Consider the following 14,508-nt stretch of genomic DNA (forward strand, 5'->3'; position numbering starts at 1 on the left):
TGTGACCCGATGAGCGACGACAAGCTCCGGTACTTCCTCAAGCGGGTCACCGCCGACCTGCACGACACCAGGCGCAAGCTGCAGACCGTCGAGGCGCGCGACCAGGAGCCCCTGGCCATCGTCTCGATGAGCTGCCGCTTCCCCGGTGGCGTCCGGTCGCCGGAGGACCTGTGGGACCTCGTCGCCGACGGCCGGGACGCCCTCACCGAGTTCCCGGGCGACCGGGGCTGGGACCTGGACGCGCTCTACGACCCGGACCCGAACAAGCCGGGCAAGAGCTACACCCGGGTCGGCGGGTTCCTCGACGGCGCCGGTGACTTCGACCCGACCCTGTTCGGCATCTCGCCGCGCGAGGCCCTGGCCATGGACCCGCAGCAGCGGCTGCTGCTGGAGACGTCCTGGGAGGCCGTCGAGCGGGCCGGCATCGACCCGCTGTCGCTGCGCGGCAGCTCCACGGGCGTCTTCGTCGGGCTGAGCACCTCCAACTACGGCATCGGGCTGCCGAACGTGCCCGAGGGCGTCGACATGTACCTCGGCACCGGCAACACCACCAGCGTCGCGTCCGGCCGGATCTCGTTCACCCTCGGCCTCAACGGCCCGGCCGTCACGGTGGACACCGCCTGCTCGTCGTCGCTGGTCGCCCTGCACCTCGCCGTGAACGCGCTGCGCCGGGGCGAGTGCGACCTCGCCATCGCCGGCGGCGTCACCGTGATGGCCACCCCCGGAGTCTTCGTCGTCTTCTCCCGGCAGCGCGGCATGTCCGTCGACGGCCGGTGCAAGGCGTTCGCGGACGGTGCCGACGGCACCGGGTGGGGCGAGGGCGGCGGCGTGCTCGTCGTGGAGCGGCTCGCCGACGCCGAGCGCAACGGCCACCCGGTCCTCGCCGTGATCCGGGGCAGCGCCCTCAACCAGGACGGCGCGTCCAACGGGCTCACCGCCCCGAACGGCCCCTCCCAGCAGCGGGTCATCCGGCAGGCCCTCGCCAACGCCCGGCTCGGCACCGCCGACGTCGACATGGTGGAGGCGCACGGCACCGGCACCACCCTCGGCGACCCGATCGAGGCGCAGGCGCTCATCGCCACGTACGGGCAGGACCGCCCCGCCGACCGGCCGCTGTGGCTCGGCTCGGTGAAGTCGAACATCGGCCACACGCAGAGCGCCGCCGGCGTCGCCGGGCTGGTCAAGATGGTGATGGCGCTGCGCAACGGCGTCATGCCGGAGACCTTGCACGTCGACGAGCCGTCCCAGCACGTGGACTGGACCGCCGGGGCGGTGTCGCTGCTCACCGAGCGCAAGCCGTGGCCTGAGCTGGATCGCCCCCGCCGTGGCGGCGTCTCCTCGTTCGGGGTGAGCGGCACCAACGCCCACGTGATCCTGGAGGAGTACCGGCCCCGCGTCGCCGGCCCGGGCACCGTCGACGGGGAGGAGGCCGCCGAGGCCACCGCCGTCGAGGCCGCGCACCGGCCCGGCCTGGTCGCCTCCGACGTGACGATCTGGCCGGTGTCGGCCCGGTCGAAGGCCGCCCTCGCCGGTCAGGCCGCCCGGCTCGCGCGGCACGTGCGCGGCCACGGCGACCTCGCCCCGGCGGCGGTCGGCTGGTCCCTGGCCACCGCCCGGTCCACGTTCGACCACCGCGCCGCCGTGGTCGGCGCGGGCGCCGAGGAGTTGCTGGCCGGGCTGGACGCCCTGGCCGCCGGTCAGCCGGCCGGCAACCTCGTCACCGGCACGGTAACCGGCTCCGGCGCTGGTCCCGTGTTCGTCTTCCCCGGCCAGGGCGCCCAGTCGGCGCGGATGGCCGCCGGCCTCGTCGGCCGGGCCCCCGCATTCGACGCGAGGCTTGCCGAGTGTCAGCGGGCCCTCGCCCCGCACCTCGACGTGGACCTCGTCGCGGTGCTCACCGCAGACGACGAGTCGTGGTTGGACCGGGTCGAGGTCGTCCAGCCGGTGCTGTGGGCCGTCGGCGTCGCCCTCGCCGCCGTCTGGCGCGCGGCCGGCGTCGTCCCGGACGCCGTCGTCGGCCACTCGCAGGGCGAGATCGGCGCGGCGTGCGTGGCGGGGATCCTGTCCCTGGACGACGCGGCGATGATCGTGGCGTTGCGCTCGCGTGCCCTGGCCGCGCTGCGGGGCACGGGGACGATGGCGTCGGTGGACCTGTCCGCCGACGCGGTCACCGCCCGCCTCGCGCAGTTCCCCGGGGTGGGTGTCGCGGCGGTGAACGGCCCGGCCACGGTGGTCGTGTCCGGCCCGCCGCAGCCCGTCGCGGACCTGGTGCAGGCGTGCACCGATGAGGGGCTGCGGGCCCGGTTGATTCCGGTGGACTACGCGTCGCATTCGGTGTCGGTGCAGGAGGTCGCGGAGCGGTTGCGGGCGGATCTGGCCGGCGTGACCCCGCAGGCCGGTCACGTCCGGTTGGTGTCGACGTTGACCGGGGACTGGGTGGATCCGGCGAGCATGACGGCCGACTACTGGTACGACAACCTGCGGCAGACGGTGCAGTTCGACGCGGCGGTCCGGGTGGCGGTCGCGGCGGGGCATTCCACGTTTGTGGAGATCAGTCCGCATCCGGTGTTGACGATGCCGGTGACGGCGATCCTGGACGATGCCGGGGTCACCGGGCACACGCTGGGCAGTCTGCGTCGGGGTGACGACGACCCGACCCGGTTGTTGACGAACCTGGCGACCGCGCACGCCATCGGCCTGCCCGTCGACCTGACGCACGTGCTCGCGGAGACCGACGTGGTGCCGCTGCCCACGTACGCCTTCGACCACCAGCGGTTCTGGCTGGACGGCAGCGGCGGCCCCGACCTGGAGAGCCTGCTCCAGCAGGCGGCCGACCCGAGCGACGCCAGCTTCTGGGCCGCCGTGGAACGCGGCGACCTCACCGCCCTCGCCGAGACCATCGCCACCGAGGACACCCCGGCGGACCAGGCCCTCGACGCGCTGCTCCCGGCCCTGCCGCTGCTCACCTCGTGGCGCCGGCAGCGACGCCGGCAGTCCGACATCGACAGCTGGCGCTACCAGGACACCTGGAAGCCGCTGCCCGGCGTCGCCAATCGGGGCATGACCGGCACCTGGGTCGTCGTCATGCCGACCGGCGACATCGTCGAGCCCTGGCAGGACGCCTGCGTCGAGGCGCTCACCGCGGCCGGCGCGACCCTCGTCCCGGTGCCCGTCTCCACCCCCGACGTCGACCGCGACCTGCTCGGCAAGCTGCTGCGGGAGGCGCTCGTCGCCGCGCCGGGCGGCGACGGCGAGGCCGTCGAGGTGGCCGGCGTGGTCTCGCTGCTCGCCTTCGACGAGCTGGTCCACCCGCTGTACCCGTCCGTGCCGGGCGGCTTCGCCGCCACCGTCGCGCTGTTCCAGGCCCTCGGCGACATCGGCCTGCGCGCCCCGATGTGGAGCATCACCTCCGGCGCCGCGTCCGTCGGCCGGGCCGACCTGCTGCGCTCCCCGGTGCAGTCGCTGGTCTGGGGCTTCGGCCGGGTCGCCGCGCTGGAGCACCCGCAGCGCTGGGGCGGCCTCGTGGACCTGCCCGAGGCCGTCGACGAGCGCTCCGCCGGCCTGCTGGTCGCGGCCCTCACCACCGCCGGGGAGGAGGACCAGATCGCGGTACGCCCCGGCAGTGTCCTCGCCCGCCGACTCACCCGGGTCCCGCTCGGCGACAGCCAGCCCGCGAACCCGTGGCAGCCGTTCGGCACGGCGCTGGTCACCGGCGGCACCGGCGCGCTCGGCGGGCACGCTGCCCGCTGGCTGGCCCGCAGCGGCGTGGAGAACATCCTCGTCATCAGCCGGCGGGGCCCGGCCGCGCCGGGCGCGCAGCAGCTCGTCGACGACCTCACCGAGCTGGGCGCCCAGGCCGCCGTGGTCGAGTGCGACGCCGCCGACCGGGACGCGCTGGCCGACCTGATCGACGCGATCCCCGCCGACTACCCGCTCACCACGGTCGTGCACGCCTCCGCCGTGCTGGACGACGCGATGATCAACGACATCCGGCCGGAGCAGATCGAGCGGGTGCTCCAGGCCAAGGTCGACGTCGCGTACAACCTGCACGAGCTGACCCTCGACCTGGACCTGTCGGCGTTCATCATGTTCTCGTCGTTCGCGGGCAGCGTGGCCAGTTCCGGCGTCGGCAACTACGCCCCGAGCAACGCGTTCCTCGACGCGCTCGCCCAGCACCGGCGCGGCCTCGGCCTGCCCGCCACCTCCGTCGCCTGGGGCGCCTGGGCCGGCGGCGGCATGGCCGACGGGCCGCTCGGCGAGCTGCTGCACCGGCACGGCGTACCCGAGATGACCCCCGAGGCGGCCATCGCCGCGCTGCACCAGGCCGTGGACCACGGCGAGGCGTTCCTCACCATTGCCGACATCGCCTGGGAGCGGTTCGCCGTCGCGTTCACCGCCACCCGGCCGGGCCTGCTGATCGGCGACCTGCCGGACGTCCGCCGGCTCGCCACGGCCAAGACGGTGGCCGGCGTGGAGGCCGGCGACGGCCCGGAAACGTTGCAGGACCGGCTCGCCGGGCTGCCCGCCGCCGAGCGGCTCGCCGTGCTGCTCGGCCTGGTGCGCAGCCAGGTCGCCGCCGTGCTCAACTACGCGTCCGCCGAGTCGGTGGACGAGCACCGGGCGTTCCGGGAGCTGGGCTTCGACTCCGTCACCGCCGTCGAGCTGCGCAACCGCCTCGGCTCGGCCACCGGGGTGGCCCTGCCGGTCACCCTGGTCTTCGACTACCCGACCCCGACGACGCTGGCGGAGTACCTCTTCGCCGAGGTCGCCCACGGCGACGTGGTCACCCCGACCGCCCTCCTCGACGACCTCGACCGGATCGCCGACAGCCTCGACGTGGTGGCGCGCGACGAGGCGGCGCGGGTGCGGGCCACCGTACGGCTCCAGGCGATGCTGTCCCGGCTCGGCCAGGACGGCGGCGGCACCATCGGCCGACACCTCGACGACGCCACCGACGACGAACTGTTCGCGATGGTGGACAAGGACCTCGGCATTTCCTGACCCGCCCCGGCTCTCTCCCGTCCCTCCCGAGGAAGCGGCACCCCGATGGCCAATGAAGACAAGCTCCGCGACTACCTCAAGCGGGTCATGGCTGATCTCCACGACACCCGCCGCCGACTCAGCGAGGTCCAGTCCCAGGAACTGGAGCCGGTGGCGATCGTGGCGATGAGCTGCCGGCTGCCCGGCGGGGTGCGCAACCCCGACGAGCTGTGGGAGCTGCTGCGGGACGGCCGGGACGCCATCGCGCCCTTCCCCACCGACCGGGGCTGGGACCCGGAGCGGCTCTACCACCCCGACCCCGACCACCCGGGCACCTCGTACGCCCGGGAGGGCGGGTTCATCGACGGGGCCGGGGACTTCGACGCCAGCTTCTTCGGCATCTCGCCCCGCGAGGCGCTCGCCATGGACCCGCAGCAGCGGCTGCTGCTGGAGACGTCCTGGGAGGCGGTCGAGGCCGCCGGGATCGACCCGGCCACCCTGCGCGGCAGCCGGACCGGGGTGTTCGTCGGCACCAACGGGCAGGACTACGGCACCCTGCTGATGATGTCGCCCGACGGCGACGAGGGGCACTCGATGACGGGGGGCGCAGCGGCCGTCGCGTCCGGCCGGGTGTCGTACACCCTCGGGCTGGAGGGTCCGGCGGTCTCCATCGACACGGCCTGCTCGTCGTCGCTGGTGGCGCTGCACCTCGCGGTGCAGGCGCTGCGGGCGGGGGAGTGCGACCTGGCCCTGGCCGGCGGGGTGACCGTGATGGCCACCCCCGGCCTCTTCATCGGCTCCAGCCGACAGCGCGCCCTCTCCCCGGACGGGCGGTGCCGGTCCTTCGCCGCCGCCGCCGACGGCGCCGGGTTCTCCGAGGGCATCGGCTGGCTGATGGTCGAGCGGCTGTCGGACGCCCGCCGCAACGGCCACCCCGTCCTCGCGGTGGTCCGGGGATCCGCCGTCAACCAGGACGGCGCGTCCAACGGCCTGACCGCGCCGAACGGGCCGGCGCAGCAGCGGGTGATCAGCCAGGCCCTCGCCTCGGCCCGGCTGTCCACGGCCGACGTGGACGTGGTGGAGGCGCACGGCACGGGCACGACGCTGGGCGACCCGATCGAGGCGCAGGCGCTCCTGGCCACCTACGGGCAGGACCGGGGCGACGCCGCGCCGCTGCTGCTCGGGTCGATCAAGTCCAACATCGGCCACACCCAGGCGGCGGCCGGCGTCGCCGGAATCATCAAGATGGTGCTGGCCCTGCGGCACGGGATCGTGCCCGCCACCCTGCACGTCGACGCGCCGTCCCCGCACATCGACTGGACGGCCGGCGCGGTGGAGCTGACCACCGAGGCGCGGCCGTGGCCCGAGACGGGCCGGGCCCGGCGGGCCGCCGTCTCCTCGTTCGGCATCTCCGGCACCAACGCGCACGTGATCATCGAGCAGGCCGACGACGAGCCGGCCGAGCCGGTCGCCGTTCCCGCCACGGGTCCGGGGCTGGTCGCCTCGGGCGTGTCGGTGTGGCCGGTGTCGGCCCGGTCCAGGGCCGCCCTGGCCGGCCAGGCCGCCCGCCTGGCGTCGTACGTGCGCGCCCACGAGGGCCTCGACGCGGCAGCGGTGGGCTGGTCCCTGACGGCCACCCGGTCGACGTTCGAGCAGCGGGCCGCCGTGCTCGGCTCGACCGTCGACGAGCTGCTGGCCGGCCTGGACGCCCTCGGCGCGGGTACGCCGGCCGGGAACGTGGTCTCCGGGGCGGCGGCGGGTCCGGGCGCGGGTCCGGTGTTCGTGTTCCCGGGTCAGGGTGCGCAGTCGGCGCGGATGGCGGCGGGTCTGATCGGTCGGACGCCGGTGTTCGACGCGCGGCTGGCGGAGTGTCAGCGGGCTTTGGCCCCGTACCTGGACGTGGATCTGGTCGCGGTGTTGACGGGTGGCGACGAGTCGTGGTTGGACCGGGTCGAGGTGGTGCAGCCGGTGTTGTGGGCCGTCGGGGTCGCCCTGGCGGCGGTGTGGCGGCACGCGGGTGTGGTGCCGCAGGCGGTCGTCGGGCATTCGCAGGGTGAGATCGGCGCGGCGTGTGTCGCCGGGATCCTGTCCCTGGACGACGCGGCGAAGACGGTGGCGTTGCGCTCCCGTGCCCTGGCCGCGCTGCGGGGTACGGGGGCGATGGCGTCGGTGGACCTGTCCGCGCAGGCGGTCGCCGAGCGGCTGCCGGGCTTCCCAGGTGTGGGCGTGGCGGCGGTGAACGGTCCGGCCACGGTGGTGGTGTCGGGGCCGCCGCAGCCGGTGGCGGACCTCGTCCAGGCGTGCATCGATGGCGGTATCCGGGCCCGGTTGATTCCGGTGGACTACGCGTCGCATTCGGTGTCGGTGCAGGAGGTCGCGGAGCGGTTGCGGGCGGATCTGGCCGGCGTGACCCCGCAGGCCGGTCACGTCCGGTTGGTGTCGACGTTGACCGGGGACTGGGTGGATCCGGCCTCCATGGGCGCGCAGTACTGGTACGACAACCTGCGGCAGACGGTGCAGTTCGACGCGGCGATCCGGGTGGCGGTCGCGGCGGGGCATTCCACGTTCGTGGAGATCAGCCCGCATCCGGTGTTGACGATGCCGGTGACGGCGATCCTGGACGATGCCGGTACGACCGGGCACACGTTGGGCAGTCTGCGTCGGGGTGACGACGACGCGACCCGGCTGTTGACGAACCTGGCGACCGCGCACGCCATCGGCCTGCCTGTCGACCTGACGAAGGTCCTCGCCGCCACGGCGACCGTCGACCTGCCCACGTATGCCTTCGACCACCACCGGTACTGGCCCGCGCCGCCGCTCTTCCTCGCCCGTGCAGACGACGAGCCGGACATCGACCGGTGGCGCTACCGGGTCACCTGGGACGCCCTGCCCGACCTGCCACTGGACCGGCTCGCCGGCACCTGGCTGGTCCCGGTTCCCGCCGGGCTGGGCGAGGACCCGCTGGTCCGGGACGTGCTCTCCGCGCTCGGCAGCGTCGGCGTGGACGCCGTACCCGTCGAGGTGGACACCACCACCACCGACGCGGCGGCGCTGGCCGACCTGCTGAGCGCCGCGCTGCCCGACGGCCCCGCCTCGGTGCTGTCGCTGCTCGGGCTCGACGAGCGGGCGCACCCCGAACACCCCGCCACCACGCTGGGCGTAACCGGGACGGTCCTGCTCGTGCGGGCGCTCGGATCGCTCGACGTCGAGGCGCCGCTGTGGTGCGCCACCCGGCGGGCCGTCGCCGTCGACGCCGGAGACCCGGCGCCGAGCCCGGCCGCCGCCGCCGTCTGGGGCCTCGGCCGCGCGGTCGCCCTCGAACACCCCGGCCGCTGGGCCGGCCTGGTCGACCTGCCGGACGTCCTCGACCCCGGGACCGGGGTGCGGCTCTGCGCGGCGCTCGGCGACAACGGCGGCGAGGACCAGCTCGCCGTCCGCGACACCGGGGTCTTCGCCCGCCGGCTCACCCGGATCACCGGTCCCGAGCCGACCGCGTCCGGCGAGCCGGCGGACGACGGCTGGCGGATGCGCGACACCGTGCTGATCACCGGTGGCACCGGCGGCCTGGGCGGGCACCTGGCCCGCTGGGCGGCCCGTTCCGGCGCCGCGCACGTCCTGCTTGCCAGCCGGCGCGGCCCGGACGCCCCGGGCGCCGCCGAGCTGGAGGCGGAGCTGACCGACCTCGGCGTACGGGTCACCGTCGCGGCCTGCGACGTGACCGACCGGGCGCAGCTCGCCGACCTGCTGGCCACCGTCGACGGGGACGCCCCGGTGAGCGCCGTGCTGCACACCGCCGCCGTCCTCGACGACGGCATCGTGGACACCACCACCCCGCAGCGCCTGCACACCGTCGCCGCCCCCAAGTGCGCTGCCGCGGCGCACCTGGACGAGCTGACCCGCGACCTGGGCCTGGACGCCTTCGTGCTGTTCTCCTCGGTCGCCGGCACCACGGGCAACGCCGGGCAGGGCGCGTACGGGGCCGCGAACGCCTTCCTCGACGCCCTCGCCGAGCGCCGCCGGGCTGAGGGCCTGCCCGCCCTCTCGGTGGCCTGGGGGGCGTGGAGCGGCGCCGGCCTGCCCGCCGACAACGAGCGCGCCCAGCAGCGGCTGCGCCGGGGCGGCATGGTCGGCATGGATCCCGACCTGGCCGTCGAGGCCCTGGCCCGGGCGCTGCGCCGGGGCGAGACCAGCACGCTGATCGCCGACATCGACTGGGGCCGGTTCGCCCCCGCGTTCACCCTGGTCCGGCCCAGCCCGCTGATCGGCGACCTCGCCGAGGTGCGCGAGGCGGCCCGGGAGGCCACGCCGCAGGCCACCGAGGAGGAGTCGGCCGCCCCGTCCGGGGCGCTGGCCCGCCGGCTCGCCGGGCTCACCCCGGCGGAACGCGCCGAGGCGCTGCTGGAACTGGTCCGCCAGTGCGCGGCGACCGCGCTGGGCTACGGCGCGGCCGACGACATCCCGACCACCCGGCCCTTCCGGGACCTTGGCCTGGACTCGCTGACCGCCGTGGACATGCGCAACTTCCTGGCGACCGCCACCGACCTGCGGCTGCCCGCGACACTCGCCTTCGACTACCCGAACCCGACGGTGCTCGCCGCGCACCTGGACGAGCTGCTCACCGGGGTCGCCCAGGCCGTGACCGCCCCCGCCCCGGCCGCCCCGGCGGTGGACGACGACCCGATCGCCATCGTGGCGATGAGCTGCCGCCTCCCCGGCGGCGCGGACGACCCGGAGCGGCTGTGGCAGCTCCTCGCCGCCGGCGGCGACGCGATCGGCGAGTTCCCCACCGACCGGGGCTGGGACCTCGACCGGCTGTTCGACTCCGACCCGGAGAACGAGGGCACCAGCTACGCCCGGGAGGGCGGCTTCGTCGCCGGGGCCGCCGACTTCGACGCCGGCTTCTTCGGCATCAGCCCCCGCGAGGCCCTGGCCATGGACCCGCAGCAGCGGCTGCTGCTGGAGGCGTCCTGGGAGGCGATCGAGCGGGCCGGGATCGACCCGCAGGCGCTGCGCGGCAGCCCCACCGGCGTCTTCGTCGGCACCAACTACCAGGACTACCGGAACCTGATGTACAGCGCCGAGGGCGCCGAGGGCCACCTGATGACCGGCAACGCCGGCAGCGTGCTGTCGGGCCGGGTGTCGTACACCCTCGGGCTGGAGGGGCCCGCCGTCTCGGTGGACACCGCCTGCTCCTCGTCGCTGGTCGCGCTGCACTGGGCCTGCCAGGCGCTGCGCCAGGCGGAGTGCTCCCTCGCCCTCGTCAGTGGCGTCACCGTGATGTCCACCCCCGGGGTGTTCGTCGGCTTCAGCCGGCAGCGGGGCCTGGCCCCGGACAGCCGGGTCAAGGCGTTCGCCTCCGCCGCCGACGGCACGAGCTGGGGCGAGGGCCTCGGCGTGCTGCTGGTCGAGCGGCTCTCCGACGCCCAGCGCAACGGCCACCCCGTGCTCGCGGTGATCCGGGGCAGCGCCGTCAACCAGGACGGCGCGTCCAACGGCCTCACCGCCCCGAACGGGCCCTCGCAGCAGCGGGTGATCCGGCAGGCCCTGGCCAACGCCGGCCTCACCCCGGCCGAGGTGGACGCCGTCGAGGCGCACGGCACCGGCACCCGGCTCGGCGACCCGATCGAGGCGCAGGCCCTGCTCGCCACGTACGGGCGGGAGCGGCCGGCCGACCAGCCGCTCTGGCTCGGCTCGATCAAGTCCAACATCGGGCACACCCAGGCCGCCGCCGGGGTCGCCGGCATCATCAAGATGGTCCTGGCCCTGCGGTACGGCTACCTGCCGCAGACCCTGCACGTCGACGAGCCGACCGACCAGGTCGACTGGAGCGTCGGCGCGGTCGAGCTGCTCGACGAGGGGCGGACCTGGCCGGTGACCGGCCGCCCCCGGCGGGCCGCCGTCTCCTCCTTCGGGATCAGCGGCACCAACGCGCACACCATCCTGGAGCAGGCCCCCGAGCTGCCCGTGCCGGCCGAGCCGGTCGGGGACCCGGACCGGCTGCCGGTGGTGCCGGTGCTGCTGTCGGCGCGCACCGCGTCCGCGCTGGCCGCCCAGGCCGGCCCGTGGGCCGACCTGGTGACCGGGCCGGAGGCGCCGCCGATGGTCGACGTCGGCTGGTCGTCCGTGGTGTCCCGGGCCGCGCTGGAGCACCGGGCCGTCGTCCTCGCCACCGACCGGATCGCGCTGCGCACCGGGCTGCGTGCCCTCGGCTCCGGCGAGGAGTCCCCGCTGGTGGTCACCGGGGCGGTCGCGCCCCGGCCGAAGGTGGCGTACCTGTTCTCCGGGCAGGGCGCGCAGCGGGCCGGGATGGGCCGCGAGCTGGCCGCCGCGTTCCCGGCCTTCGCCGCCGCCCTCGACGAGGTCTGCGCCGCCCTCGACCCGCACCTGCCGGGGCCGCTGCGGCCGGCGCTGTTCGCCTCGCCCGGCACCGCCGACGCGGAGCTGCTGGACCGCACCGAGTACACCCAGCCGGCCCTGTTCGCCGTCGAGGTGGCGCTGTTCCGGCTGCTGCTGGCGTGGGGCATCCGCCCCGACGCGGTCGCCGGGCACTCCATCGGCGAGTTCGCCGCCGCCCACGCCGCCGGGATGCTCAGCCTGACCGAGGCCGCCGAGCTGGTCGCCGCCCGGGGCCGGCTCATGCAGGCGCTGCCGGACGGCGGGGCGATGCTCGCGGTCGCCGCCGCCGAGGCCGACGTGCTGGCCTCGCTCGGCGACCGCGCCGACCGGGTCTCCGTCGCCGCCGTCAACGGCCCCGCCGCCGTGGTGCTGTCCGGGGCCGGCGACGCCGTCGAGGAGCTGGCCGCCGAGTGGTCGGCCCGGGGCGTACGCGTCCGGCGGCTGACCGTCAGCCACGCCTTCCATAGCCCGCTGATGGACCCGGTGCTCGACGACCTCGCCGCCGTCGCCGCCCGGCTGGAGCAGCGGACCCCGACCGTGCCGATGGTCTCCACGGTCACCGGCGCGGTGGTCGACGCGGCGGAGGTGGCCAGCCCGGCGTACTGGGTGCGGCACGCCCGTGACGCCGTGCGCTTCGCCGACGCCGTCACGGCCCTGCGGGTCCAGGGCTGCACCGGGTACGTCGAGATCGGCCCGGACGGGGTGCTCACCGCCCTCGCCCAGGCAGTCCTCGCCGAGGGCGCCCCGGCCGGCGGCCGGGCCCCGCTGGTCGTGCCGACGCTGCGCCGGGACCGGCCGGAGCCGGCCGCCCTGCTGCGGGCCGTCGCCGCGCTGCACACCCACGGCGTCTCCCCGGACTGGTCCGCCCTGTACGAGGGCACCGGCGCCCAACCGATGGACCTGCCCACGTACGTGTTCGACCGGCAGCGCTACTGGCCGGAGCCGCCGGACTGGGCCGCCCTCGCCCGCGTCGAGGACGACAGCACCGAGGTCGAACGCCGGTTCTGGGCTGCGGTCGAGGCCGAGGACCTCGATTCGCTGACCCGCGAGCTGGACGTGAACCGCGACCAGCCGTTCGGGGCGGTGCTGCCGGCCCTGTCCGCGTGGCGGCGGCGCGGACGGGAACGTTCCCTCGTGGACGGCGCCCGGTACCGGGCGGTCTGGGAGCCGCTGGCCGGCACGCCGACGGAGCAGGATCCCGGCCCCTGGCTGGTGCTGCTGCCCGCCGAGCGGGTCGACGACCCGGACCTGAACGCCTGCACCTGGACCCTCGGCAGCGACGTGACCATCGTGCCCGTCGACACCGACGCCGACCCCGACGAGCTGGGCGGCCAGCTCGCCGAGGTGCTCGGCGAGGCGCTCGCCGCGGCCGACGGGACGCTGTCGATCCTGTCCTTCCTCGGCCTGGACGAGGCCCCGCACGCCGAGCACCCGGTGCTGCCCCGCGGCCTCGCCGCGACCGTGCAGCTCCTCCAGGAACTCGCCGACACCGACGCGGCGGCCCGGCTGTGGTGCGTCACCCAGGGCGCGGTCGGCGTCGGCGACGTGCCGGTCAACCCCCGCCAGGCGATGCTGTGGGGGCTGGGCCGGGTGGCCGCGCTGGAACAGCCCGCCCGCTGGGCCGGGCTGGTCGACCTGCCCGCCACCCTGGGGAGCTGGACGGCGATGCGGCTCGGCGGCATCCTCACCGGCGACGTCGGGGAGGACCAGCTCGCCGTCCGCGACTCCGGGGTGCTGGTCCGCCGGCTCGCCCCGGCCGTCACCGCCGGGGAGCCCGCGCCGTGGCAACCCCGGGGCACCATGCTGATCACCGGCGGGACCGGGGCGCTCGGCGGGCACGTGGCCCGCTGGGCGGCCGGCGCCGGCGCGGAGCGGGTGGTGCTGACCAGCCGGCGCGGCGTCGACACCCCCGGCACGGCCGAGCTGCTCGCCGAGCTGGAGGCCCTCGGCGTATCCGCCCGGGTGGCCCGGTGCGACGCCGCCGACCGGGACGCCATGACCGACCTCGTCGCCGAGCTGCGGCGGGAGGGCCCGCCGCTGCGCGCGGTGGTGCACGCCGCCGGGGTCAGCGAGGTGGTGCCGCTGGCCGACACCACCCTGGAGGACCTCGCGTACGTCATCGCCCCGAAGCTGGCGGGCGCGGAGCTGCTCGACGAGTTGCTCGACGGCGTCGAGCTGGACGCGTTCGTGTTCTTCTCGTCGATCGCGGCGGTGTGGGGCAGCGGCGGGCAGGGCGCGTACGCCGCCGGCAACGCGTACCTGGACGCGCTGGCCGAGCAGCGGCGCGGCCGGGGCCTGCCGGCCACCTCGGTGGCGTGGGGGCCGTGGACCGAGTCGGGCATGTTCGCCCACGACGCGCCGGAGCAGCTGCGCCGCCGGGGCCTGCGGCTGATGCCGCCGGGGGTGGCGATGGCCGGGCTGCGGCACGCCCTCGCCGCCGGGGACGTCTGCGTCACCGTCGCCGACGTGGACTGGTCCACCTTCCAGCCGCTGCTCACCTCGCTGCGGCCCAGCCCGCTGCTGGCCGACCTGCCGGCCGTGCGGGCCCTGACGGAGACCGCCACCGACGGCCCCGCCCCGGCCGCGCCGGCGACCCGGGACCTGCTCGCCGGGCTGCGCGCGCTGCCCGGCGAGGAGCGTCGGGCGGCGCTGCTGGAGATGGTGCGGGTGGACGCGGCGAAGGTGCTCGGCCACTCCTCCGGCGACGTGATCGAGACCGACCGGGGCTTCCTCGACCTCGGCTTCGACTCGCTGACCGCCGTGGAACTGCGCAACCTGCTCACCGCGGCGACCGGGCACGAGCTGCCCACCACGGTCGTCTTCGACTACCCGACCGCGGCCGGCCTGGCCGACCACCTCTACGAGGAGCTCTTCCCCGACGCGGGCGCGGCGGCCGGCGGCGACGGCGACGAGGAGTCCATCCGCCGGGTGCTGGCCGCGATCCCGCTGGACCAGCTACGCCAGGCCGGGCTGCTCGACCAACTGCTCCAGTTGGCCCGCGCGGCCGGACCGGTCGCGGACGCGCCGGTGGCCGCCCCGGCCGCGCCGGAGGCCGAGATCCGCGAACTGGACGTCGCCGGTCTGGTCCGGATGGCACTGGAAGGCTCCGACTCGTGACCCTGCTGGCCGCAA

The 14,508-nt window shown here is 75.8% G+C and carries 2 protein-coding genes; both read left to right on the plus strand.

Annotated elements, in window-relative coordinates; all coding sequences use genetic code 11:
• The first annotated feature begins 9 nt into the window (after positions 1-9).
• On the plus strand, positions 10-5,001 hold the full coding sequence (locus tag GVV04_RS26625) for a type I polyketide synthase (protein ID WP_161691682.1): 4,992 nt from the start codon (positions 10-12) through the stop codon (positions 4,999-5,001).
• A gap of 45 nt (positions 5,002-5,046) precedes the next feature.
• Positions 5,047-14,493: a type I polyketide synthase gene (locus GVV04_RS34575; RefSeq protein WP_161691684.1), complete on the plus strand. Its 9,447-nt coding sequence runs from the start codon at positions 5,047-5,049 to the stop codon at positions 14,491-14,493.
• Positions 14,494-14,508: the final 15 nt, after the last annotated feature.

Origin of the sequence: Micromonospora rubida (assembly GCF_009908295.1) — a bacterium.
GTDB classification, from domain to species: Bacteria; Actinomycetota; Actinomycetes; order Mycobacteriales; family Micromonosporaceae; genus Micromonospora; species Micromonospora rubida.

Bases quoted from the DNA above. Each gene is read 5' to 3' on its own strand.
- GVV04_RS26625 (WP_161691682.1), top strand. From the start codon at position 10: ATGAGCGACGACAAGCTCCGGTACTTCCTCAAGCGGGTCACCGCCGAC.
- GVV04_RS34575 (WP_161691684.1), top strand. From the start codon at position 5,047: ATGGCCAATGAAGACAAGCTCCGCGACTACCTCAAGCGGGTCATGGCT.